The following is a 23,328-nucleotide window of genomic DNA, read 5'->3' as shown; positions in this document are numbered from 1 at the left end:
CGGCGGCACAAAAAATGCTGCCTATCGGCGTGCGGCATGCGCAGTGTGGGCATTGCTTCAGGTAAAATCTCGTTATGAGAATCCTTATCAGTAACGACGACGGTTACCTGGCGCCTGGCTTGGCGGCCCTGGCCGACGCCCTCGCGCCCATTGCCGACATCGTGGTGGTGGCGCCCGACAGCAACCGTTCGGGCGCGTCCAATTCGCTGTCCCTGGACCGGCCTTTGTCCGTGCACAAGGCTGCCAACGGCTTTTATTTTGTCAACGGCACCCCCACCGACTGCGTGCACGTGGCGCTGACGGGCATGCTCATCGAGCGCCCCGACCTGGTGGTCTCGGGCATCAACAACGGCCCCAACATGGGTGACGACACCCTGTATTCGGGCACCGTGGCCGCCGCCACGGAAGGCTATCTGTTCGGCATTCCCGCCATCGCCTTTTCCCAGTCGCAGTTCGGCTGGGCCAACTTGGACGCGGCTGCCCGCGTGGCGCGGGAAATCGTCGAGCGCCAGTTCGGCGCCCTGCAGAAACCGTATTTGCTGAACGTGAATATCCCCGCCATTCCTTACGAGCAATTGCAAGGCATGGCGGCCACGCGCCTGGGCAAGCGCCATTCGGCCGAGCCCGTCATCCGCGCGCTCGACCCGCGTGGCCGTGAAATCTTCTGGATCGGCCCCGCCGGCGCGGCCAAGGAAGGCGGCCCGGGCACGGACTTTTACGCCGTTGAACATGGACAAGTATCGATCACGCCGCTGCAGATCGACCTGACCCATACCACCCAACTCGATGCACTGGCGAAAGGCCTGGCATGACCGCTCACTATGACTGACAAGCCGCGCACCTTCCCCCTTTCCCTCGATTCGCTGGCCGGCAAGCCCGCCAGGCAGGGCGGGGGGCAGTCGCTGGCCCAGTCCAGGATCGCCACGCCGCAGACGGCGACGCAGAATGCGGCGCAAAACGCGGCGCGCGGCGTGGCGCCGCCGTATGGTGCGCACGCGGCCATCGCGCCGTCGCGCGCGCAAGCCATCGCCAATGAGCGGGCGCAGCCGGCCGTGGTGTCGCCGCCGCGGCAAAACCCGCTCGTCTCGGAGGCCGTGCGCCGGGCCATGGTGGCCCGCGTGGCGAAGCAGGGCGTCAAGGACCAGGTGGTGCTCGACGCCCTGCAAGCCGTGCCGCGCCACCTGTTCATGGACGAGGCGCTGGCGTCGCAAGCCTACATCGACGCCTCCTTGCCCATCGGCCACCACCAGACCATCTCGCAGCCGTATATCGTCGCGCGCATGATCGAGGTGATGCGCCAGGGCGGCAGCTTGCAGCGCGTGCTGGAAATCGGCACGGGTTGCGGTTACCAGGCGGCGGTGCTGTCGCTGGTGGCGAAGGAGGTGTATTCGATCGAGCGCATCCGGCCCTTGCACGAGCTGGCGAAGGCCAATCTGCGCCCGCTGCGCGTGTCAAATCTGCGCTTGCAGTACGGAGATGGTATGCTTGGCCTGCCGCAGGCGGCGCCCTTCGACGGGATCATCCTTGCCGCAGCCGGCCTGGAAGTCCCGCAAGCCTTGCTGGAACAGCTGGCGCCCGGCGGGCGTCTGGTTGCGCCGGTGGGGGCTAAATTGCAACACTTACAACTCATTACCCGGGTGGGGAAAATGGAATGGACTAGCCAAACCCTGGAAGATTGCCATTTCGTGCCTTTGCGCCCGGGCACCATATGATCCCCGGATCAGCTAGCAAGCAGGACATATAATTACATGCGAATGATTAAGAAAAGTAACATACTTCTATGTAGCATCACCTTGGCCGCGCTGTTGAGCGGTTGCGGCACGACGGGCGTCCAGGCACCCGTCGTTGAGCGCCATCCATCGAGCAGCAGTGCCGCCGCCAGTGATCCGCGCGACCGCGACCCTGCCTATTACACGGTCAAGCGCGGCGATACCCTGTTGCGCATCGCCCTCGAGCACGGCCAGAATTACCGCGACCTGGTGGCCTGGAACGACTTGAGCAACCCGAACGACATCAAGGTCGACCAGGTGTTGCGCGTGCTGCCGCCGACTGGCGACACAGGCGGCGCGCAGACGTCGGCCGTCGTGATGCCGCCGTCAACGGAAATCAAGCCGGCCGCGCCTGCCGTGCCGAAGAAAACGGGCCCGCGCGGCGAGAAGCGCGCGTATTCCGACGCCACCCTGGCCGAGCTGCGCGCCGATGGCGGCACCGGCGACGCCAAGCCGGCGCCCGCGCCGGCGGCAACTGTCGCCGCCGCACCGGCCGCCGCAGCTGCCGCCCCTGCCGCATCGGCGCCTGGCGACGACAGGATCAGCTGGATGTGGCCTTCCGAAGGCAAGGTCATCGGCACTTTTGACGAAGGCAAGAACAAGGGCGTCGATATCGCCGGCAAGGCGGGCCAGCAAGTGGTGGCCGCCGGCGCGGGAAAAGTCATGTATGCCGGGAGCGGAATCCGTGGTTATGGTAATCTTGTTATCGTGAAGCACAGTAATAGTTTATTGTCGGCATATGCGCATAACCGCAGCATCCTGGTGAAGGAAGGGCAGAACGTCAACAAAGGCCAGGCCATCGCTGAAATGGGCGATTCCGATGCCGACCGCGTGAAGCTGCACTTTGAAATTCGCCAGCAGGGCAAGCCTGTCGACCCTTCGAAATTCCTGCCTAACCGTTAGGTAAAGCAATGACACACGCGCCGCACGATCAGCTGGACGATGACCCGGAACTGCCGGAAGACGGGGCAGACGAAGTCGTGACGGACGATGCCGGCGAGCTCGACGGCATTGACGCCGTCGAGGCGGGCGAGGGCGGCGAGGTGGCCAGCGTCAGCGTGGTGGTCGAAAGTGTCGATGAACTGAAAAAGGTGCTGGCGGCCGAGCTGTCGACCGATACCACGCAGCACTATCTGAACCAGATCGGCACGCGGCCGCTGCTGACGGCGGCGCAAGAAGTGCATTACGCCACCCTGGCCAAGCAGGGCAATTTCGAAGCCCGGCAAACCATGATCGAGCACAACCTGCGCCTCGTTGTGTCGATCGCCAAGCATTACATCAACCGCGGCGTGGTCCTGCTCGACATGATCGAGGAGGGCAACATCGGCCTGATGCGCGCCATCGACAAGTTCGAGCCCGAGCGCGGTTTCCGTTTCTCTACCTACGCCACCTGGTGGATACGCCAGAGCATCGAGCGCGCCATCATGAACCAGGCGCGCACGGTGCGCCTGCCCGTGCACATGGTGCGCGAACTGAATCAAATCTTGCGCGGCAAATATCATCTGGAAGCCCAGCACCACGACGGCAAGGATGCCACCGCGGAAGATATCGCTCACCTCGTGGGCCGTCCCGTGGAAGAGGTGCAGGATATCCTGGCCCTGTCCGAGCACGCCACATCGCTCGACGCGCCGCTCGACAACGATCCGCAGTCGTCCTTGATGGACATGTTGCCCGGCGCCAGCGAAGACAGCCCCGACGCGCGCGCGGAACACCATGAAATGACGGTGCTGGTGCGCGACTGGCTGACCAAGCTGCCCGACAAGCAACGGGTCGTCATCATGCGCCGTTTCGGCCTCGACAACGACGATCCGGCCACACTGGAAACCCTGGCCGAGGAAATGGGCGTGACGCGCGAGCGCGTGCGCCAGATCCAGCAGGAAGCCTTGATTAAGTTGAAGCGCGCCATGGCGGCACGCGGCGTGGTGCGCGACTCGCTGCTCTAGGACGCCCGGTCCCGGTATTTCAGGGGCTGCATCTGCTATCATACGCCCCGCTCGCGGCGCCTGACCTTTCCCCCATTGTTTGCAAGTTCCAGCGCGGCCCTGCGTCCTGGCCCACTCTTACCTATTGATCGCTATGCAAGAAAATATCATCGAAATCAAATCGCTCGACATGGACGCCCGTGGCGTTGGCCATATTGAGAACGAAGACGGCTCGCCGGGCAAGGTCGTGTTTGTCGAAGGCGCGCTGCCGGGCGAGCGCGTCAGCTTTGTGACGTTCAAGAAGAAGAAAAACTGGGAAATGGCCCGCATGACGGCGCTGCACCGCGAATCGTCCATGCGCGTGACGCCCAAGTGCAAGCATTTCGACAATTGCGGCGGCTGCTCGATGCAGCACCTGGAACCGTCGGCGCAGGTGGCGATCAAGCAGCGCGTGCTGGAAGACAACCTGTGGCATATCGGCAAGGTACGTCCGCAAAGCATCATGCGCCCCATGTATGGTCCGACCTGGGGCTACCGCTACCGCGCGCGCCTGTCCGTGCGCCACGTCAAGAAGAAAGATGCCGTGCTGGTGGGCTTCCATGAAAAGAAATCGGCGTTTGTCGCCGACATGGATAGCTGCGAAATCCTGCCGCCGCACATCTCGGCCATGCTGCTGCCGCTGCGCGGCTTGATTGCGTCGCTGTCGATCTTCGACCAGATGCCGCAGATCGAGCTGGCTGTCGGCGAAGACGTGACCGCCATGGTCTTGCGCATCATGGCGCCGCTGACGGCGGACGATGAAACGAAATTGAAGGCCTTTGCCGACGAGTACGGCGTGCAATGGTGGCTGCAGGTGAAGGGCCCGGAAACGGCCGTGCCGTTCTATCCGCTGGACAAGCAATTGCACTACCTGCTGCCGGAATTCGGCGTCAAGATGCCGTTCAAGCCTGTTGATTTTACGCAAGTGAACCACCACATCAACCGCGTGCTGGTGTCGAAAGCCCTGCGTTTGCTGGAAGTGCAGCCGACCGACCGCGTGGCCGACCTGTTCTGCGGCCTGGGCAATTTTACTTTGCCGCTGGCCACGCAAGGCAGCGAAGTGGTCGGTATTGAAGGCAGCACCACCCTGACGGAGCGGGCGCTGGAAAACGCGCTGGCCAACGGCCTGGCGGAAAAAACCTCGTTCTCGACGCGCAACCTGTTCGAAGTGACGACGGACGACCTGATCGCGCTGGGCCGTTTTGATCGCATCCTCGTCGACCCGCCTCGCGACGGCGCCATGGCCCTGTGCCAGGCGCTGGTCGGCCTGTCGCAAGTGCGTCCGGACCTGCTGCCCAAGCGTATCGTGTATGTGTCGTGCAGCCCGTCGACCCTGGCGCGCGACGCCGGCATCCTGGCGCTGGAAGCGGGTTATGTATTGAGCAAGGCGGGCGTGGTGAACATGTTCCCCCACACTTCGCACGTAGAGTCGATGGCGGTATTTGATTTACCTCAATAAGTCTGACTGACGCGGCGGGTGGCCAGGCAGGCACCCGCCGTTGCCCCGTTCAGGGGGCGGCAAGCTGGCGCAATACCACTTGCACGGCATTAAAAAACTGGTCTGTCTTTTCCCGATCCAGCGTCTTTTTTCATCCTCCCTCTGCCGTTTTTTGATTGTCCAGTAGGACAACACGCCGTTCGCATAAGCCGCTGCGCTTTTTGCGCGAAGTGGTATTGCCCACTTCGAGGCCACTTCAAAACCACTTGACCGCCTATTTTTTCAGCAGCATGCTGTTCTTGCAACTGCAGAAAAACAAAATCACAGGGTAGCTTTTTATCGAAGCAGAGTGGTATTTCCGCAAACCTGAACAGGAGACAGCGTGGAAAATTTAATACTCAAAAAAACGATCAGGAACATGATGGTATGTCTGGCCAGCGGTGGCGTGCTGGCGGCTTGCGGCGGTGGCGGCGACGCCAGCGCGCCGGCTGGCTCGCAATTGCTGGCGGCCAGCACGGTGGTCGCCTGCGTGCCGTGGCAAGAGGGCGGCACGTACAACGCGGGCACGGTGGTCACTTACCTGGGCGCCAACTACACGGCCCTGGTGACGCAGACCGACCACGTGGGCTCGGGCTGGAACCCCGTTTCCACGCCTAGCCTGTGGAGCGCCGGCGGCACGTGCGATGGCGGAACTACGCCAACTCCTACGCCGACACCGACTCCCACACCAACCCCGACGCCCACCCCGACGCCGAATCCAACCCCGACACCCACTCCAACGCCGACACCTACGCCAACCGGCGGCACCTGCGCACTGGCGTGGGTGGCCGGCACGGCTTACAGCGCGGGCGCCACCGTCAGCTATGCGGGCACGAATTACCGCGCCAACTACTGGACGCAGGGCGACAACCCGTCGACCAGCAGCGGCGCTGCCGGCACGGGCAAACCATGGACCAGCCTGGAGATCTGCAGCACCACGCCGACTCCAACCCCGACGCCGACACCGACGCCGACTCCAACGCCGACTCCAACGCCAACCCCGACACCTACCCCGACACCTACCCCGACACCGACACCGACGCCAACGCCAACCGGCCGCGAAGTCGGTTCCTATTTCGCCCAATGGGGCGTATATGGCCGCGACTATGAGGTGGCGAACGTGCATACCAGCGGCGTGGCCGACAAGCTGACCTTCATCAACTACGCTTTCGGCAATATCTATCCGAAAAACGGCGGCTACGAATGCGGCATGATCACCAAGACGGAGCCGGGCGCGACGAATCCGAATTCGCCGGACGCGGGCACGGGCGGCGATGCCGAGGCCGACTACATCCGCACGCCGAAGCGCACCGTCGATGGTCAGGCCATTCCGTGGGACGCTCCATTGTCGGGTAACTTCCTGCAGCTGAAAAAGCTGAAGGCGGCGCACCCGAACCTCAAGTTGTTCATTTCCCTGGGCGGCTGGAGCTGGTCGAAGAACTTCTCCGTCGGTTCGGCCACCGATGCGCTGCGCAAGCAGATGGTGCGCTCGTGTATCGATATCTACATCAAGGGCAACCTGCCGGTGCAGGGCGGTCGCGGCGGCGCGGGTGCGGCGGCCAACATCTTTGACGGCATCGACATCGACTGGGAATACCCGGTCGGCGGCGGCCAGCCGTACAACACGGTCAGCCCCAACGACAAGCGCAACTTCACCTTGCTGATGGCGGAATTCCGCAGCCAGCTCGATGCGCTCGGCGCCGCCAACGGCAAGCGCTACCTGTTGACGGCCGCTGTCGGTGCCGGCAAGGACAAGATCGACAACACGGAACCGGCCCTGTACTCGCAGTACATGGACTGGATCAACTTGATGACGTACGACTTCCACGGCGGCTGGGAAAACAGCACCAACTTCAACGCCCAGCTGTTTGCCGACCCTGCCGATCCGTCGACAGGCATGGCGCGCGAATACGTGGGCGACAAGGCGGTGCAGTACATGATTGCCGCCGGCGTGCCGCGCGACAAGCTGCTGCTGGGCATACCGTTCTATGGCCGCGGCTGGACGGGCGTGGCGCCGGGACCGAACGGCGATGGCTTGTACCAGGCGGCCACGGGCACGGCGCCGGGTACGTACGAGTCGGGTATCGAGGACTATAAAATCCTCGTCGCCAAAGCCGGCACGCGCTACTACCATCCCGTGACCAAGCAGCTGTACCTGTACACGGGGGCGGGCGGCCAGTGGTGGAGCTATGATGATCCGACCGTCATCGGCACCAAGGTGAAATACGTGAAGGACCAGGGCTTGCGCGGCGCGTTCTCGTGGGAACTCGATGGCGACGCGAATGGCGTGCTGGCGACCGAGGTGTGGAAGGTACGCTAACCGTGTGCTAGCGTAGCGGGATGCGGCCGGGCGGCATTGCTGCCCGGCCGCTTGTTCATATAAAAAAGAGGAGACGGGTGATGGCGGCAGTATCGGCATTCGGAGTCAAGCAACAGGAACAGGAACTGAGCCGCGAGTGGCGCAGCTGGATTGCGGAAAACCTCATGCTGGGCAGCCATCCGTCGGCGCTGATGCCGGTGCTGCAGCAGGCCGGCATCGCGGAACCGCTGGCGCGCCGCGAAGTGGAGCTGGCGCTGCAGAGTCCCTACCTGGCCGGCGCCGTGCGCCTGTCGAACCGCCTGGCCAAGCGCGACTGGGTGATCGATATCCAGCGCAAGCTGAACCAGCTGCGCCCGCCCGAGATTCCCCGCCGCGAGAGGCTCTCCGCGCAGGAATTCCTCGACGAATACTATTCGACCAACCAGCCCGTCATCATCACGGGCATGATGGATGACTGGCCGGCCATGGCCAAGTGGAGCCCGGCCTACTTCCGCGACCATTTTGCGCAGCGTGAAGTGGAAGTGCAGTTCGGCCGCGAAGCGGATGCCCAGTATGAAATGAACAGCGTGGCGCACAAGCGCAAGATGGCGTTCGGCGAGTACGCGAGCCTGGTCGAGGGCAGCGGCGCGACCAATGATTTCTATATGACGGCGAATAACAATTCGCAGAACCGGCAAGCCTTGCGCGAGCTGTGGGACGATATCGGCCAGCTGCCCGAGTATCTGGAGCAGAGTGGCGGCCCGACGGGTTTTTTATGGTTCGGCCCGGCCGGCACGGTGACGCCGTTCCACCACGACCTGACGAACAACTTCATGGCGCAAGTCAAGGGGCGCAAGCGGCTGCGCATCATGGCCGCCTGCGAGGTCGCGCGCGTGTACAACCAGCGCCACTGTTTTACACCCGTCGACGGACGCGCCATCGACCTGCAGCGCTATCCGCTGATGGCCGACGTGCAGGTGCGCGAATGCGTGCTGGCACCGGGCGAGATCCTGTTTTTGCCCGTCGGCTGCTGGCATTTCGTCGAAGCGCTCGACGTATCGATGACGGTGGCGTTTACCAACTTCAAATGGGATAACGATTTTTACAGCAAGTATCCGCCGAATCACGACTTTTGATCGTCGCGCGGATTGCCGCGAACGCGCAGGGAACAGCCGCCGAACAGGCGGCTTTTTTCATGCTACGGTGTGCTTCTTGTATAAGATATTTCTATAAAATAATTGATTGAAATCATTTTGCAGCAATTATTTTGATATGAATCGCCATGATGTTTCATTATCCAGCTGGTGATGGCGGGCGGATAATTTGATGGCTGGCGCGGCGCCGGGCCTCTGAGCGGGCTTGCCGGTGCGCACCGGCACCGACAACCATCTGGAGGCGGCAGGGCATGAACACGCAGCAAATGACACAGTTACAGCAAGCACCGGCAAGTAGTACTGAACTCCAGCTCGACACGCGGCTGACCCGCGAAGCGGCCGAGCTGCTGGCCCGCGCCGATATCCACTTGAATGGCCGCGCCGCCTGGGACATGCAGCTGCGCAAGCCGGGCGTGCCCGAGCGGGCTTTTGCCAGCGGCAACCTGGGCCTGGGCGAAGCGTACATGGATGGCGACTGGGATGCGCAGCAGCTCGACGAATTCTTTTGCCATCTGCTGCGCGCCAGGGTGGCCGACGATGTGCGCCCCATGCGCCTGGCTTTCCACGCGCTGTATGCGCGCCTGTTCAACCTGCAGACGGAGCGACGCGCGTGGATGGTGGGCAAGGAGCACTATGACCTGGGCAACGCCTTCTATGCGGCCATGCTCGATCCGCGCATGACCTATACCTGCGGCTACTGGAAGGACGCCGGCAACCTGGCCGAGGCGCAGGAAGCCAAGCTCGATCTGGTCTGCCGCAAGCTGCGCCTGGAACCGGGCATGCGCGTGCTCGACATCGGCTGCGGCTGGGGCAGTTTCATGCGTTATGCGGCGGAAAAATACCAGGTGCAGTGTGTGGGCGTGACGATTTCGCAAGAGCAGGTCGCCTACGCGCGCGGCATGCCGGGCGGAGAAAACCTGGACTTCCGCCTGCAGGATTACCGCGACACCGATGAAAAATTCGACCGCATCGTCAGCATCGGCATGTTCGAGCACGTGGGGCACAAGAATCACCGCACCTTCATGGAAGTGGCGCACCGCTGCCTGGAAGACGACGGCCTGTTCCTGCTGCATACGATCGGCAAGAACAAGCGCGATTCCGCGTGCGATCCATGGATCGACAAGTACATCTTCCCGAATGGCGACTTGCCCTCCATCGGCCAGATCGGCGACGCCATCGATGATTTATTTATCGCCGAGGACTTGCACAACTTCGGCGCCGACTATGACAAGACCCTGATGGCCTGGCATGCGAACTTTGAGCAGGCGTGGCCGCAGTTTGCGGCCCAGCTGGGCGAGCGCTTCCACCGCATGTGGTCATATTATTTGCTGTCCTGCGCGGGCGCCTTCCGCGCGCGCGACCTGCAGCTGTGGCAGTGGGTCTTGTCGAAGCAGGGCGTATTGGGTGGCTACGAGCGTGTCAGTTGAGATGCGCGTCAGCTGATATGATGGCTTGATGGATATCAATCAGGCGCGTACCTTCCTCGAAGTGGCTTCCTGCGGCAGCTTCATCATGGCGGCCGAGCGCATGCACGTGACGCAGACGGCCGTCAGCGCCCGCATCCGCACCCTGGAGCAGCAGCTGGGGCGCCAGCTGTTCGTGCGCAACAAGGCGGGCGCGCGCCTGACGCCGGCCGGCGAGCGCTTCATGCGCCATGCGGCCACCATGGTGCAGGTGTGGGAGCGGGCGCGCCACCAGGTGGCCTTGCCGCCGGGGCGCGACGACGCCGTCAGCATCGGCTGCGAACTGAGCCTGTGGCAGCCGCTGCTCGGCGACTGGCTGATACGCATGAGCCGCGATTGTCCCGAAATCGCCCTGCGCGCTGAAGTCGACAGTCCCGCGCGCCTGCTCGACGCCGTGCACGACGGCTCGCTGGACCTCGCCGTGCTGTACAACCCGCCGCAGCGCCCGGGGCTGGCCAGCGAATTGCTGGCCGAGGAAAAGCTGGTGATGGTGACCACGCGCGCCGACGGGCAGATGCAGGCCGATACCTATGTGTACGTCGACTGGGGACCCAGCTTCGCGGCCAACCACCAGGCGGCGTATCCTGAGTTGAGCAGTCCGCCCGTTTCGATCTCCCTGGGCCCGCTGGCCCTCGTGTACCTGCTGGAAGTGGGCGGCGCCAGTTATTTTCGTATCGGCAGCGCGCAGCCGTATCTCGATGGGGGCTTGCTGTACCGCGTGCGCGACGCGCCCGAATTCTCGCATTCCGCCTACGCCGTGTATGCGGCCCAGCGCGACAACCCGACCCTGGACCGCGCCCGCGCCTGCTTGCTCGAGGTGGCGGAGAAGATCAAGTAATTTGAACGGACGTAAAAAAGCCGACCCGCGGGTCGGCTTTTGTTTTCATGTCCTGGCGCATAAAACGTTCAGGGCAAAGCACTGCAACGCCGCCCTGGGCGTTTTTGCGTTAGCGCTTAGTCGCGGCTGCCGCCAGCGAAGCCCAGAAGGGACAACAGGCTGGTGAAGATGTTGTACACGTCCAGGTAGATGCGCAGGGTGGCCGAGATGTAGTTGGTCTCGCCGCCGTTGATGATTTGCTGCACGTCATACAGGATGTAGGCCGAGAAGATGGCGATGGCGACCATGGAGATCACGATCGACAGTGCCGACAGGCCCAGGAAGATGTTCGCCACCGATGCGAGGATCAGCACGATCACGCCGGCGAACAGCCATTTGCCCATGGCCGAGAAATCGCGCTTCGACACCGTGGCAATCGTCGCCATCACGGCCAGGATGGTGGCCGTGCCGCCGAATGCCGTCATGATCAGCATGCCGCCGTTCGAGTAGCCGAGCGTGCGCGTCAGGATAGGCGTGAGCATCAGGCCCATGAAGAAGGTAAAGCCCAGCAGGACGGCGACGCCGAGGCCCGAGTTCTTGGTTTTCTCGATCGCGTACATGAAGCCGAATGCGACGGCCATGAAGATGATGAAGCCCATGCCGCCGGTCAGCATCGGCAAATGCATCTGCACGCCGATGAAGGCGCCCAGCACGGTCGGTATCATGGACAGTGCCAGCAGCCAGTAAGTGTTGCGCAAGACCTGGTGGCGGACTTGCTGCATGCCCCCCGACAGGTCAAAGGTGCGTTGCATGTTCTGATTCATAGTGCCTCCGTGTTGTCAATTCAAATTACTGCTTTACCCAAGGATAGCATGGGGGCCGGAATTTGCCAAAAAAGCAGCTTAAGATTTCATTAAACAGGGACAGGGCGGCAAGATGCCCCTGCCTGTCTGGGTGATATGGGGTGGAGTATGGTAAAATCAAAGGTTGATTGAGTTATCAATTTACCGTTTTAAACCTTACTTTTATTGGAGTTTTCACACATGGCAATCGAACGCACCCTGTCGATCATCAAACCAGACGCAGTTGCAAAAAACGTAATCGGTCAAATCTACACCCGTTTTGAAAACGCTGGCCTGAAAATCGTTGCAGCACGCATGACCCAACTGTCGCGCGAACAAGCTGAAGGCTTCTACGCAGCACACAAAGAGCGCGGCTTCTTCAAGGATCTGGTCGACTTCATGGTTTCCGGTCCAGTCATGATCCAGGCCCTGGAAGGCGAAAACGCCGTTCTGGCCCACCGTGACCTGATGGGCGCGACCGATCCGAAGAAAGCAGAAAAAGGCACGATCCGCGCCGATTTCGCCGATTCGATCGACGCTAACGCCGTACACGGTTCCGACGCTGTCGAAGCTGCTAAAGTGGAAATCGCTTACTTCTTCCCAGAACTGAAGGCTTAATTGCCTTAGATAACGTTATTTCCTGGCGTTATCTGTGAAATAACTTATCACCCCCTGTTCCCGCTGCGCTGTGGTGCTTTGCCCCTGATGCGCGCGGGGACGGATTTTTAGAATAGACAAGATCATGAATACGACGACTCTCACCAACTTGCTGGACCTCGATCCCGCGCAACTCATCGCCTACTGCGCCGAGCTGGGAGAGAAACCGTTTCGTGCGAAACAATTGCAGCGTTGGATACACCAGTTCGGCGCCTCCGACTTCGACGCCATGACGGACCTGGCCAAGTCGCTGCGCGACAAGCTGGCCACGCGCGCCGAAGTGCGCGCCCCGGCCATCATCAGCGACCACACGTCGACGGACGGCACGCGCAAGTGGCTGGTCGACGTGGGCAATGGCAATGCCGTGGAAACCGTGTTCATTCCGGAAGAAAACCGCGGCACCCTGTGCATCTCGACCCAGGCCGGCTGCGCCGTGAACTGCCGTTTCTGCTCGACGGGCAAGCAAGGCTTCAACCGCAACCTGAGCGTCGGCGAAATCATCGGCCAGCTGTGGATGGCGGAATTTGAATTGCGCCGCACCAAGGGCATCGAACCGGGCCCGAAAGGCGAGCGCCAGATCACCAACGTGGTGATGATGGGCATGGGCGAGCCCCTGCTGAACTTTGAGCCGACCGTCACGGCCCTGAAATTGATGCTCGACGATAACGCCTACGGCCTGTCGCGCCGCCGCGTGACCCTGTCGACGTCGGGCGTGGTGCCGATGATGGACAAGCTGTCGCAGGAAGTGCCGGTGGCCCTGGCCGTCTCGCTGCACGCCTCGAACGACGCCTTGCGCGACGGGCTGATTCCACTGAACAAGAAATACCCGCTGAAGGAATTGATGGCGGCGTGCAAGCGCTACCTGGAATTCGCCCCGCGCGATTTCATCACCTTCGAATACTGCATGCTCGACGGCGTCAACGACAGCGACGAGCACGCGCGCGAACTGCTGGCGCTGGTGCAAGACCGCGAGTTCGGCGTGAACTGCAAGTTCAACCTGATTCCCTTCAACCCGTTTCCCGAGTCGGGCCTGTTCCGCTCGAAAAACCCGCGCATCAAGGCGTTTGCCCAGGTGCTGATGGATGGCGGCATCATCACCACCGTGCGCAAGACGCGCGGCGATGATATCGATGCGGCCTGCGGCCAGCTGGCCGGCGAAGTCAAGGACCGCACCCGGGTGCAGGAACGCATGGAAAAGATGACTGAGTATCAACAGAAATTTGGCGCCAATTTCGGCAAGATCGTGGAGATCCGCTCCTGATGAGGGAAGGCATGGCTTACCAACGCTCGCTTGCTGTGGCCGCTGTTTGCCTGGCTGTGCTGCTGGTCGGCTGTGCTTCCACCGCAGACAAGGAGCAAGCTGCATCTGTCGAGCAGCGCGCCGCCTTGCGCTTGCAGCTGGCCAGCGCCTATTATATGCAGGATCAGTTTGTGGTGGCGTTGGCCGAAGCAGAGCAGGCGGTGCAGCTGGTGCCGGACAATGTCCAGGCGCGCGGCATGCGCGCCCTGATTCTTGCTGCCCTGCGCCAACCTGGGGCTGCTGAAAAAGATTTTCTTTACGCATTGCGCCTCGCGCCCCACAATCCCGAGTTGAGCAATAATTATGGCCAGTTTCTGTGCCAGACCGGGCGCGCGGCGCAGTCGCTGGCGTATTTTGATGCCGCATTGCAAGATGCCGCCTATGGCACGCCTGAACTGGCGCTGCATAATGCGGCGGCGTGCAGCCTGGTCATGAAAGATTACCCGCGTGCCGCTGACTACTGGCTCAAGGCGGAGCGCATCGCACCTGGCGCGGCAATCACGTATGCCGGCCTGGTGCGCGTGTATTACCAACAGCAAGACTACCGGCAAGCGGCTCATTACCTTGAGCGGCTCGGTAAAGTAGCGACAATGGAGAGCCAGACGGCCGATGTGCTGTGGCTCGGGATCAAGGTGCAGCATAAGCTCGGGGATGCGGGTGCGGAAGCTGGCCTGGGGGCGCATTTGCGCAACCACCATTCCGGCTCCCCCGAATATGCTGCTTATCAAAATGGGGCGTTTGATGAGTGAGACAGGGATACCAATGAATTCAGAGTGGGCAGAAACGCCTCAGCAGCAGCCCCAGGGCAATCTTGCGTTGGCAGGCGCACAGTTGAAGGCGCAGCGCGAAGCGCTGGGCTGGCCCGTGGAGCAGGTGGCCGACCAGCTCAAGCTGGCGCCGCGCCAGGTGATCGCGCTGGAAGAGGGCGACATGGCGGCCTTGCCTAACGTGGCCGTGGTGCGCGGTTTCGTGCGCGCCTACGCCAAGGTGGTGCGTCTCGACGCGGCGCCGCTGGTGGCCATGATCGAAGTCCATCCGGCGCCGGCGCAAGACCCGGCCGCGCCCGCGCGGCGCGAGATTTCCGCCACGTTCTCGGAATCGCGTTTCCCGTCGATGACGCAGCGTTCGTCGAACCAGACGCCAATCTGGATCGCCGGCGCCGTGGCCGTCGTCGTGGCGGCCGCCTTTGGCGCCTATAAACTCGGCTACGTGCCGGCCAGCCTGCTGTCCGCGCAGGCCGGGAAGGAAACCGCGCATGCGGAAGTGGGCCCGGTGGAAACGACCCTGATCAAGCCGGGCCAGGACTTGACGCCCGTGCAGACGCCGTCCGTGCCCCTGATTTCCGTGCCGCCGCCGCCAGGCAACGATACGCAGACGGGCGCACCTGCCGCTGCCGCCGCTTCGGCGCCGGCCGCCGCCGTGCCGCCAGCCGCCGTGCCAGCTCCGGCGACAGCGGCGACGGCTGCCGTCACGCCGCCCGCCGCTGCCGCTGCCCCTGCCGTGGGCGCGAATGCGCTGGTGCTGAAGGTGGAGCAGGATTCCTGGGTCGAGATCCGCCGTCCCGGCGCTTCTCCGCTGATTTCGCGCATGGTCAAGGCGGGCAGCACGGAAACGTTCGATATCACGGGTCCGGCCACTCTGGTGGTGGGCAAGCCGGGTGTTGTGCAGGCAACCTTGCGCGGCGCCAAGCTGGAGCTGCCGACCGTGGCCGGTGGCACGATCTCGCGTGTCAGCATCAAATAATTGCAGTAATCGTTCAAGCAAACTCAGAAGATAATATTATGGCTACCTCGAAAACAGCGATCGGCTCCGGCCCTTCCGGCCGCCGCGACAGCCGCAAGGTGCTGATCGCGCACGGCCAGCGCCAGATCTGGGTGGGCGGCGACGCCCCCGTGGTGGTGCAGTCGATGACGAACACGGATACGGCCGACGCCATCGGCACGGCGATCCAGATCAAGGAACTGGCGCGTGCCGGGTCGGAACTGGTGCGCCTGACGGTGGACCGTCCCGAAGCGGCCGCGGCCGTGCCCTACATCCGCGAGCAGCTCGACAAGATGGACATCGACGTGCCGCTGGTGGGCGATTTCCACTATAACGGCCATACCCTGCTTAACGACTACCCCGATTGCGCGCGCGCGCTGTCGAAGTACCGCATCAATCCGGGCAATGTGGGCAAGGGCGCCAAGCGCGATACGCAATTCGCGCAAATGATCGAAGCGGCGTGCAAGTACGACAAGCCGGTGCGCATCGGCGTGAACTGGGGCAGCCTGGATCAAGCCTTGCTGGCGCGCATCATGGATGAAAACGCGGGCCGCGCCGAACCGTGGCCGGCGCAAGCCGTCATGTACGAGGCTTTGGTGACGTCGGCGATCGAAAACGCCGTGCGTGCGGAAGAGCTGGGACTGGGCCGCGACAAGATCATTCTGTCGTGCAAAGTCTCGGGCGTGCAGGATTTGATCGCCGTGTACCGCGAACTGGCGCAGCGCTGCGACTATCCGCTGCACCTGGGCTTGACGGAAGCGGGCATGGGCAGCAAGGGCATCGTCGCTTCGACGGCGGCCCTGGCCGTGCTGCTGCAAGAGGGCATCGGCGACACCATCCGCATTTCGCTCACGCCCGAACCGGGCGGCGACCGCACGCGCGAAGTCATCGTCGGCCAGGAAATTTTGCAAACCATGGGCTTGCGCAAGTTCGCGCCCATGGTGATCGCCTGTCCCGGTTGCGGCCGCACGACGTCGACCACCTTCCAGGAGCTGGCCGACAACATCCAGACGTATCTGCGCGAGCAGATGCCGGAGTGGAAGAAATCGTATCCGGGCGTGGAAGCGATGAACGTGGCCGTCATGGGCTGCATCGTCAACGGTCCCGGCGAATCGAAGCATGCGAACATCGGCATCAGCCTGCCCGGCACGGGCGAGTCGCCAGCCGCCCCCGTGTTTGTCGACGGCGAAAAAGTCGTCACCCTGCGCGGCGAACGCATCGTCGAGGAATTCCAGGACATCGTCCTCAATTATGTTAAAAGCCATTACGGCGCAGCAGCGTAGGTCGGATTAGCGCTACGCGCGTAATCCGGCAATCAAGTTAAAGCAAAGAAGAACACTATGTCCGAAAATAAAAAGCTCGATAAAATCACCGCCGTCAAAGGCATGAACGATATCCTGCCCGCCGACGCCCCGCTGTGGGAATTGTTTGAAAACACGGCCCAGTCCGTTCTGCAAAGCTACGGCTTCCAGCAGATCCGCACGCCGATCGTGGAAGAGACGAAATTGTTCGCGCGCGCCATCGGCGCCGTGACCGATATCGTGGAAAAGGAAATGTATTCGTTCACCGATTCGATGAACGGCGACAACCTGACCCTGCGCCCGGAAGGCACGGCCGGCGTGGTGCGCGCCGTCGTCGAGCACAACCTCGTCTACGAAGGTCCGAAACGCCTGTGGTACAAGGGCCAGATGTTCCGTCACGAACGCCCGCAGAAAGGCCGCTACCGCCAGTTCCACCAGTTCGGCGTGGAAGCCATCGGTTTCACGGGCCCGGATATCGACGCCGAGATCATCATGCTGTCGCGCCGCCTGTGGGATGACCTGGGCCTGGAAGGCATCCGCCTGGAACTGAACTCGATCGGCGATGCGGCCGAGCGCCTGCGCCACCGTGCCGACCTGATCGCCTACCTGGAAAGCCACAGCGAGCTGCTCGACGAAGAAGCCAAGCGCCGCCTGCACAGCAATCCGCTGCGCATCCTCGATACCAAGAACCCTGCCATGCAGGACCTGGTCAATGGCGCGCCGAAGCTGCTCGATTACCTGGGCGAAGAATCGCTGGCCCACTTCCACGGCGTGCAGAAGATCTTGAATCACAACAATATTCCGTTCACCATCAACCCACGCCTGGTGCGCGGCCTCGATTACTACAACCGCACGGTGTTCGAGTGGGTCAGCGACAAGCTGGGCGCGCAAGGCACGGTCTGCGCCGGCGGCCGCTATGATGGCATGGTGGAAATGTTTGGCGGCAAATCGACGCCCGCCGTCGGTTTCGGCATGGGCGTCGAACGCCTGGTGCTGCTGATGAAGGATGCGGCCGAGCCGGAAGCGCCGGCCCAGTGCGACGTCTACCTGGTGCACCAGGGCGAGCAGGCAGGCTTGCAAGCGTTCGTGCTGGCCGAGCGGATTCGCGATGCGGGCCTGGACGTTGTGCTACATTGCGCAGCGAGCAACGGCGGCGGCAGCTTCAAGACGCAAATGAAAAAGGCCGATGCCAGCGGCGCGGCGTTTGCCGTGATCCTGGGCGATGATGAAATCGCCAACAATGTCGCGACGGTGAAAGCCATGCGCGAAGCCGATGCGGGCGCGCAGCAGAGCACGGTGCCGTTCGACGATGTCGTCGATTACGTGGTGGACCAGATTATCGGCGACCACGATTGCGGCCACGACCACGGTCCTGGCGGTCACGTGCATCACCACCATTAATTTGCAGCAAGACCGTACTACCCTCGATCAACTACTCATTCAAACTGACGACCCATGGCATACGATCACGAAGAACAAGAACAACTGGCAACCCTCAAGGCCTGGTGGCAGCGCAATGGCAATCTGACCTCCTGGGTCCTGATCGTGGCGCTGGCCGGCTACAGCGGCTGGGCTGGCTGGCAGTACTACCAGCGCACGCAGGCTGCGCAAGCGGGCCAGCTGTACGACGAACTGCAGAACGCCATCGCCGCCAAGGACACGGCCAAGGTGATGCGCGCGACCAGCGACATGCAGTCGCGTTTCAGCGGTACGGCATATGCACAGATGAGCGCCCTGGCCGCGGCCAAGGTGGCGTTCGACGCGAACGACCTGAAAACGGCCAAGACCCAGCTGCAATGGGTGGCCGAGCACGGTACGGAAGAGTACAAGGCCATCGCCAAGCTGCGCCTGGCCGGCGTCCTGCTGGACGAAAAAGCCTATGATGAAGCGCTGAAGGTGCTGGCGACGGCCACCGTGGCGCAATTTGCCGGTGCCGTGGCCGACCGCAAGGGCGACATCCTGGTGGCGCAAAACAAGCTGGCCGATGCCCGCACGGCCTACCTGGCCGCGATAGCCGCGACGGACAAGAACAATCCAGGCCGTCAACTGATCCAGGTCAAACTGGAAGCGATCGGCGGCACGGTACCGGAAGACAAGGCCAAGGCTGACAAGGCCGCCGCCTGACAGGAACACTGATGGTGGTGCGGCCGCGCGGCGTTGTGCGCCGCCTGCCTTGCCCTTACAAGTACAAGAAAAAGGTTGGATAACACTTATGCGTGTCACTGAAAAGCTGGTAGCTGCAAGTCTGTTGGCCCTGATGGCCGGTTGCTCGTCCTGGAACCCGTTCGCCTCGAAAGATCCGAAAGTCGAGCCGGCCAAGCTGGTCGAGTTAAAATCGAGCATTGCCGTGCGCGACGCCTGGAAGTATTCGATCGGCAAGGCCGGCGTGTACGCGTTGACGCCTGCGCTGGCCGGCAGCAGCCTGTACGTGGTCAGCGCCGATGGCGCGCTGGCGCGCCTGGATGCGGCCAGCGGCCGTGAAACGTGGCGCATCAAGGCCGGCAGCGACATCACCTCGGGTGCCGGCAGCGATGGTGCCGTCGTCGCCGTCGGCGCCGCCAAGGGCGCCGTGCTGGCGTTTGACGCCGATGGCAAGCAGCTGTGGAAGGCGCAGGCGTCCAGCGAAGTATTGACGGCGCCCGTTGTGGGGCAGGGCGTGGTCGTGGTGCGCAGCGTGGACAACCGCATCGTCGGCTTCGACGCCAAGACGGGCGAACGCAAATGGACGGTGCAGCGCGCCACGCCGGCATTGACCTTGCGCAATGCGCCGGGCATGGTGCTGGGCGGCGCGAACATCTACGTGGCCCAGCCGGGCGGCAAGCTGCTGGCACTGACGGCAGCGACCGGTGTGGTACGCTGGGAGATCGTCGTCAGCGAACCGCGCGGCGCCACCGAACTGGAGCGCGTCTCCGACATCGCCGGCACGCCGGTGGTGTTCGAAGGCGAAGTGTGCGCCGTCACGTATCAGGGCAAGGCGGGCTGCTTCGACGCCGCCACCGGCGTGCCGCGCTGGACCAAGCCGATCTCGTCCGACGTGGGCGTGGCCGTCGACCAGCGTTTCGTGTTTGTTGCCGATGACCAGGGCGCCGTGGTGGCGTTCAGCCGCGAAGCCGGCCAGAGCGCCTGGAAGAATGAGGCGCTGGCGCGCCGCCGCCTGTCGACGCCGGCCTCCTACGGCCGCAGCGTCGCCGTCGGCGACTATCAAGGTTATATCCACTTCCTGTCACGGGAAGATGGCGCATTAATAGGTCGTGTCAGCACCGACGGTAGCCCGATTGTTTCGGCTCCCGTCGTTGCCGGTTCGAATTTGATTTTTCAAACCCAATCAGGGACAGTGACCGCTCTCGCGGTCGAGTAATACAATGAAGCCGGTAATTGCACTAGTAGGTCGACCCAATGTTGGGAAATCGACTTTATTCAATCGTCTGACCCGCTCGCGCGATGCGCTGGTGGCGGATTTGCCTGGGTTGACGCGCGATCGTCACTATGGCGAAGGCCGTGTCGGCGAACGTCCCTTCCTCGTCATCGATACGGGTGGTTTCGAACCCGTCGCCAAGGAAGGCATCATGCACCAGATGGCACTGCAGACCAAGCAGGCCGTGGCCGAGGCCGACGTGGTGGTGTTCATCGTGGACGGCCGTCAGGGCCTGACCCCGCATGACAAGACCATCGTCGACTTCCTGCGCAAGAGCGGCCGCCCGGTCTTGCTGGTGGTCAACAAAAGCGAAGGCATGCGCTACACGGCCGTCGTGTCCGAATTCTATGAATTGGGCATGGGCGATCCGTATGCGATCTCGTCGGCGCACGGTGACGGCGTCAACGACCTCGTCGAAGTGATGCTGGACCTGGCGTTCGCGCAGCGTCCGGATGAGCCTGAAGAGCTGGAAAAGACCGACCGCGGCATCAAGATCGCCCTCGTCGGCCGTCCGAACGTGGGCAAGTCGACCTTGATCAACACCCTGCTGGGCGAAGAGCGCGTGATCGCCTTCGACATGCCGGGCACGACGCGCGATTCGATCGAAATCCCGTTCGAACGCGATGGCCAGCAATACACCCTGATCGACACGGCCGGTATCCGCCGCCGCGGCAAGGTGTTTGAAGCGATCGAGAAATTCTCGGTGGTGAAAACGCTGCAGTCGATTTCCGAAGCCAACGTGGTCGTGCTGATGCTCGACGCGCAGCAGGATATTTCGGAGCAGGACGCGCATATCGCCGGCTTTATCCTGGAATCGGGCCGCGCGCTGGTCGTGGCCGTGAATAAATGGGATGGCTTGCAATCGCACGAGCGCGATGAAATCAAGATCGATATCGACCGCAAGCTCGATTTCCTGTCGTTCGCGCAGATGCATTTCATTTCGGCGCTGAAGGGCACCAACATCGGCCCACTGATGAAGTCGCTCAACGCCGCGTATGCGGCCGCCATGTGCGACCTGTCGACGCCGAAGCTGACGCGCGCCCTGATCGAGGCCGTGGAGAAGCAGGAGCCGCGCCGCAAGGGTTCGATCCGTCCGAAGCTGCGCTATGCCCACCAGGGCGGCATGAACCCGCCTGTGATCGTTATTCACGGCAATGCGCTCGACGCCGTTGGCGATCCCTACAAGCGTTATCTGGAAAAACATTTCCGCGATACGTTTGCCCTGGTCGGTACGCCGCTGCGCATCGAATTGCGTACGGGTAAAAACCCGTTTGCACGCACGCCAAGCAAGTAATGAGTTAACAGCTGGATTAAGTGCATATTAAGGCGCCGCGGAGATAATGCGGCGCCGACAGCCAATTCAATGGTTATTTGCACGGAAATAATAAAGTGTTAATGCGCCATGCGCGACAGCGATCGCGAAAACAGGTTACAGTAGCTATGACGCATCTTTCTTTCTTTGAAAGGTGTGAGAGCACTTGAAATCAAGCGAGTCGCCTCCAATTCTTACACAACAACATAAACAACGGAGCTGTTATGAGCAACAAAGGGCAACTGTTACAAGACCCATTCCTCAATGCATTACGCAAAGAGCATGTTCCTGTCTCGATCTACCTGGTCAATGGCATTAAATTGCAGGGCCATATCGAATCGTTCGATCAATATGTCGTATTGCTGCGCAATACGGTGACACAGATGGTGTACAAGCATGCCATCTCGACAGTGGTGCCGGCCCGTGCCGTCAATCTCAATATTGAATCTGAAGCGGAGTAAAGCGTTGAGCTTGACGGCCCAGCGCCTTTCACCCTCCATCGCCCCCGTCCGCGCCAGCGGCGCTGATGCGTTTGCATCGGCGTCGGCGTTCGCCGCAACTCATCAGATGCCATCATGCGCGCGGCACTAGTCGGGGTTGACTTCGGTCACAGCGACTTCGCCGCCAGCATGGAGGAACTCATGCTGTTGTCGCGTTCGGCTGGCGCGGACCCGATTTCCACCATCACGGCCAAGCGTTCCAGTCCCGATTCCGCGTATTTCGTCGGCAGCGGCAAGGCCGATGAAATTGGCGACGTCGTCGTCAACGATGGCCTGGAAATCGTCATCTTCAATCACGCCCTCTCGCCCGCCCAGCAGCGCAATCTGGAAAAGCGCCTGAATGTGCGCGTGCTCGACCGTACCAGCCTGATCCTCGACATCTTCGCGCAGCGCGCCAAGAGCCACGAGGGCAAGCTGCAAGTCGAGCTGGCCCAGCTGCAGCATCTGGCCACGCGCCTGATCCGCGGCTGGACCCACCTGGAACGGCAAAAGGGCGGTATCGGCTTGCGCGGTCCCGGCGAGACGCAGCTCGAGACCGACCGCCGGCTGATCGGCGACCGTGTCAAGGCCCTGCGCGCGCGCCTGGAAAAACTGCACAAGCAGCGCGAAACGCAGCGCCGCGCGCGCGGCCGCAATCACACATTCTCGGTGTCCCTCGTCGGCTATACCAATGCCGGCAAGTCGACGCTGTTCAATGCCGTGACCAAGGCCGGCGTGTATGTCGCCGACCAGTTGTTCGCCACCCTCGACACCACCTCGCGCCGGGTTTACCTGGGCCAGGAAGTGGGTAACGTGGTGATCTCCGACACGGTCGGCTTCGTGCGCGAATTGCCGCACCAGCTGGTGGCCGCCTTCCGCGCCACGCTCGAAGAAACCATCCATGCCGATCTGCTGCTGCACGTCGTCGACGCCGCGTCGCCGGTGCGCATGGAGCAGATCGAGCAGGTCAACCTGGTCTTGAAAGAGATCGGCGCCGATCATATTCCGCAAATCCTCGTGTGGAACAAGATCGATGCGGCCGGGCTGGAGCCTTCGGTGGAGCGCGATGAATATGCTACGATCAGTCGCGTGTTCGTCAGTGCGCAGAAGGGCAGCGGGCTCGACCTGCTGCGCGATGCGATCGTCGAAATGGCCAGGAAGGCGCCCCGTTCTGCCCACCTGTATCAGAACGACGAAGCACCGCAGGAAGATCAGTTTGACGGTCAGTACGACCAGCACGATGGCGCCGCCCCGGACCAGGACGAAGAGCCTGGCGAGGACGATAGGATTTCCACCCACTCCCAAGTCGGAACACGATAGT

21 protein-coding genes are annotated in these 23,328 nt (G+C 62.2%); 20 read left to right on the top strand and 1 reads right to left on the bottom strand.

Features of this window, described 5'->3' with window-relative positions; genetic code table 11:
* The first annotated feature begins 74 nt into the window (after positions 1-74).
* The 9 genes from surE (at position 75) to AC1Q6X_RS01670 (ending at position 10,961) form a co-directional block, all read left to right on the top strand.
* A complete protein-coding gene (gene surE, locus AC1Q6X_RS01710; RefSeq protein WP_492494717.1) occupies positions 75-812 on the top strand; it encodes a 5'/3'-nucleotidase SurE in 738 nt (245 codons plus the stop codon).
* Positions 813-821: 9 nt separating this feature from the next.
* Entirely contained in the window at positions 822-1,712 is an 891-nt protein-coding gene (locus AC1Q6X_RS01705; RefSeq protein WP_492494715.1) for a protein-L-isoaspartate(D-aspartate) O-methyltransferase, read from the top strand.
* A gap of 42 nt (positions 1,713-1,754) precedes the next feature.
* Positions 1,755-2,672: a peptidoglycan DD-metalloendopeptidase family protein gene (locus AC1Q6X_RS01700; RefSeq protein WP_492494881.1), complete on the top strand. Its 918-nt coding sequence runs from the start codon at positions 1,755-1,757 to the stop codon at positions 2,670-2,672.
* An 8-nt stretch (positions 2,673-2,680) separates the two neighbouring features.
* On the top strand, positions 2,681-3,712 hold the full coding sequence (gene rpoS / locus AC1Q6X_RS01695; protein WP_070310025.1) for an RNA polymerase sigma factor RpoS: 1,032 nt from the start codon (positions 2,681-2,683) through the stop codon (positions 3,710-3,712).
* A 133-nt stretch (positions 3,713-3,845) separates the two neighbouring features.
* The gene (rlmD, locus tag AC1Q6X_RS01690; RefSeq protein WP_099380785.1) at positions 3,846-5,189 is read left to right on the top strand and encodes a 23S rRNA (uracil(1939)-C(5))-methyltransferase RlmD; all 1,344 of its coding nucleotides are present in this window, start codon (positions 3,846-3,848) and stop codon (positions 5,187-5,189) included.
* 397 nt (positions 5,190-5,586) lie between these two features.
* Entirely contained in the window at positions 5,587-7,527 is a 1,941-nt protein-coding gene (locus tag AC1Q6X_RS01685) for a glycosyl hydrolase family 18 protein (RefSeq protein WP_492494712.1), read from the top strand.
* Between the two features lie 80 nt (positions 7,528-7,607).
* On the top strand, positions 7,608-8,642 hold the full coding sequence (locus tag AC1Q6X_RS01680; RefSeq protein WP_492494710.1) for a cupin-like domain-containing protein: 1,035 nt from the start codon (positions 7,608-7,610) through the stop codon (positions 8,640-8,642).
* 284 nt (positions 8,643-8,926) lie between these two features.
* Positions 8,927-10,087: a cyclopropane fatty acyl phospholipid synthase gene (cfa, locus tag AC1Q6X_RS01675; RefSeq protein WP_492494879.1), complete on the top strand. Its 1,161-nt coding sequence runs from the start codon at positions 8,927-8,929 to the stop codon at positions 10,085-10,087.
* Positions 10,088-10,115: 28 nt separating this feature from the next.
* Positions 10,116-10,961: a LysR family transcriptional regulator gene (locus AC1Q6X_RS01670; RefSeq protein ID WP_070310026.1), complete on the top strand. Its 846-nt coding sequence runs from the start codon at positions 10,116-10,118 to the stop codon at positions 10,959-10,961.
* Positions 10,962-11,077: 116 nt separating this feature from the next.
* Here the strand turns inward: AC1Q6X_RS01670 and AC1Q6X_RS01665 are convergent, their stop codons facing one another.
* Entirely contained in the window at positions 11,078-11,764 is a 687-nt protein-coding gene (locus AC1Q6X_RS01665; RefSeq protein WP_034752039.1) for a Bax inhibitor-1/YccA family protein, read from the bottom strand.
* A gap of 219 nt (positions 11,765-11,983) precedes the next feature.
* On the opposite strand from AC1Q6X_RS01665, the gene ndk reads away from it, so the two are divergent.
* From ndk to hflX, 11 genes are all read left to right on the top strand, one after another.
* Positions 11,984-12,400 (top strand): nucleoside-diphosphate kinase, encoded by a 417-nt coding sequence (gene ndk, locus AC1Q6X_RS01660; RefSeq protein WP_070223377.1) that lies wholly within the window; start codon positions 11,984-11,986, stop codon positions 12,398-12,400.
* Between the two features lie 124 nt (positions 12,401-12,524).
* A complete protein-coding gene (rlmN, locus tag AC1Q6X_RS01655; RefSeq protein ID WP_034752035.1) occupies positions 12,525-13,700 on the top strand; it encodes a dual-specificity RNA methyltransferase RlmN in 1,176 nt (391 codons plus the stop codon).
* A gap of 11 nt (positions 13,701-13,711) precedes the next feature.
* Positions 13,712-14,488 (top strand): type IV pilus biogenesis/stability protein PilW, encoded by a 777-nt coding sequence (gene pilW / locus AC1Q6X_RS01650; RefSeq protein ID WP_070223384.1) that lies wholly within the window; start codon positions 13,712-13,714, stop codon positions 14,486-14,488.
* Positions 14,489-14,555: 67 nt separating this feature from the next.
* Positions 14,556-15,482 carry a helix-turn-helix domain-containing protein gene (locus AC1Q6X_RS01645; RefSeq protein WP_306798489.1) on the top strand — a complete coding sequence of 309 codons (927 nt, stop codon included), beginning with the start codon at positions 14,556-14,558 and terminating at the stop codon, positions 15,480-15,482.
* Between the two features lie 38 nt (positions 15,483-15,520).
* Positions 15,521-16,783, top strand: a complete 1,263-nt coding sequence (ispG, locus tag AC1Q6X_RS01640; RefSeq protein ID WP_070221911.1) for a flavodoxin-dependent (E)-4-hydroxy-3-methylbut-2-enyl-diphosphate synthase — start codon at positions 15,521-15,523, stop codon at positions 16,781-16,783.
* Positions 16,784-16,840: 57 nt separating this feature from the next.
* Positions 16,841-18,202 carry a histidine--tRNA ligase gene (gene hisS / locus AC1Q6X_RS01635; RefSeq protein ID WP_070221912.1) on the top strand — a complete coding sequence of 454 codons (1,362 nt, stop codon included), beginning with the start codon at positions 16,841-16,843 and terminating at the stop codon, positions 18,200-18,202.
* 54 nt (positions 18,203-18,256) lie between these two features.
* Positions 18,257-18,925: a YfgM family protein gene (locus AC1Q6X_RS01630; protein ID WP_070221913.1), complete on the top strand. Its 669-nt coding sequence runs from the start codon at positions 18,257-18,259 to the stop codon at positions 18,923-18,925.
* 88 nt (positions 18,926-19,013) lie between these two features.
* On the top strand, positions 19,014-20,159 hold the full coding sequence (bamB, locus tag AC1Q6X_RS01625) for an outer membrane protein assembly factor BamB (protein WP_070221914.1): 1,146 nt from the start codon (positions 19,014-19,016) through the stop codon (positions 20,157-20,159).
* A gap of 4 nt (positions 20,160-20,163) precedes the next feature.
* Positions 20,164-21,510 carry a ribosome biogenesis GTPase Der gene (gene der / locus AC1Q6X_RS01620; protein WP_034752028.1) on the top strand — a complete coding sequence of 449 codons (1,347 nt, stop codon included), beginning with the start codon at positions 20,164-20,166 and terminating at the stop codon, positions 21,508-21,510.
* 242 nt (positions 21,511-21,752) lie between these two features.
* The gene (gene hfq / locus AC1Q6X_RS01615) at positions 21,753-21,989 is read left to right on the top strand and encodes an RNA chaperone Hfq (RefSeq protein ID WP_008450615.1); all 237 of its coding nucleotides are present in this window, start codon (positions 21,753-21,755) and stop codon (positions 21,987-21,989) included.
* Between the two features lie 114 nt (positions 21,990-22,103).
* Positions 22,104-23,327, top strand: a complete 1,224-nt coding sequence (gene hflX, locus AC1Q6X_RS01610; RefSeq protein ID WP_046685708.1) for a GTPase HflX — start codon at positions 22,104-22,106, stop codon at positions 23,325-23,327.
* Position 23,328 lies beyond the last annotated feature (1 nt).

This window comes from Janthinobacterium sp. GW823-FHT06H09 (assembly GCF_058794735.1).
This window is presented reverse-complemented; position numbering and strand designations above follow the sequence as displayed.

What these genes read in the sequence shown, in the direction of transcription:
- cfa (WP_492494879.1), top strand. Translation starts at nt 8,927, where the DNA reads ATGACACAGTTACAGCAAGCACCGGCAAGTAGTACTGAACTCCAGCTC.
- AC1Q6X_RS01680 (WP_492494710.1), top strand. Translation starts at nt 7,608, where the DNA reads ATGGCGGCAGTATCGGCATTCGGAGTCAAGCAACAGGAACAGGAACTG.
- AC1Q6X_RS01665 (WP_034752039.1), bottom strand. Translation starts at nt 11,764, where the DNA reads ATGAATCAGAACATGCAACGCACCTTTGACCTGTCGGGGGGCATGCAG.
- ndk (WP_070223377.1), top strand. Translation starts at nt 11,984, where the DNA reads ATGGCAATCGAACGCACCCTGTCGATCATCAAACCAGACGCAGTTGCA.
- AC1Q6X_RS01670 (WP_070310026.1), top strand. Translation starts at nt 10,116, where the DNA reads ATGGATATCAATCAGGCGCGTACCTTCCTCGAAGTGGCTTCCTGCGGC.
- hfq (WP_008450615.1), top strand. Translation starts at nt 21,753, where the DNA reads ATGAGCAACAAAGGGCAACTGTTACAAGACCCATTCCTCAATGCATTA.
- surE (WP_492494717.1), top strand. Translation starts at nt 75, where the DNA reads ATGAGAATCCTTATCAGTAACGACGACGGTTACCTGGCGCCTGGCTTG.
- rpoS (WP_070310025.1), top strand. Translation starts at nt 2,681, where the DNA reads ATGACACACGCGCCGCACGATCAGCTGGACGATGACCCGGAACTGCCG.
- AC1Q6X_RS01630 (WP_070221913.1), top strand. Translation starts at nt 18,257, where the DNA reads ATGGCATACGATCACGAAGAACAAGAACAACTGGCAACCCTCAAGGCC.
- der (WP_034752028.1), top strand. Translation starts at nt 20,164, where the DNA reads ATGAAGCCGGTAATTGCACTAGTAGGTCGACCCAATGTTGGGAAATCG.
- hisS (WP_070221912.1), top strand. Translation starts at nt 16,841, where the DNA reads ATGTCCGAAAATAAAAAGCTCGATAAAATCACCGCCGTCAAAGGCATG.
- AC1Q6X_RS01705 (WP_492494715.1), top strand. Translation starts at nt 822, where the DNA reads ATGACTGACAAGCCGCGCACCTTCCCCCTTTCCCTCGATTCGCTGGCC.
- bamB (WP_070221914.1), top strand. Translation starts at nt 19,014, where the DNA reads ATGCGTGTCACTGAAAAGCTGGTAGCTGCAAGTCTGTTGGCCCTGATG.
- hflX (WP_046685708.1), top strand. Translation starts at nt 22,104, where the DNA reads ATGCGCGCGGCACTAGTCGGGGTTGACTTCGGTCACAGCGACTTCGCC.
- ispG (WP_070221911.1), top strand. Translation starts at nt 15,521, where the DNA reads ATGGCTACCTCGAAAACAGCGATCGGCTCCGGCCCTTCCGGCCGCCGC.
- rlmD (WP_099380785.1), top strand. Translation starts at nt 3,846, where the DNA reads ATGCAAGAAAATATCATCGAAATCAAATCGCTCGACATGGACGCCCGT.
- AC1Q6X_RS01700 (WP_492494881.1), top strand. Translation starts at nt 1,755, where the DNA reads ATGATTAAGAAAAGTAACATACTTCTATGTAGCATCACCTTGGCCGCG.
- pilW (WP_070223384.1), top strand. Translation starts at nt 13,712, where the DNA reads ATGGCTTACCAACGCTCGCTTGCTGTGGCCGCTGTTTGCCTGGCTGTG.
- rlmN (WP_034752035.1), top strand. Translation starts at nt 12,525, where the DNA reads ATGAATACGACGACTCTCACCAACTTGCTGGACCTCGATCCCGCGCAA.
- AC1Q6X_RS01685 (WP_492494712.1), top strand. Translation starts at nt 5,587, where the DNA reads ATGATGGTATGTCTGGCCAGCGGTGGCGTGCTGGCGGCTTGCGGCGGT.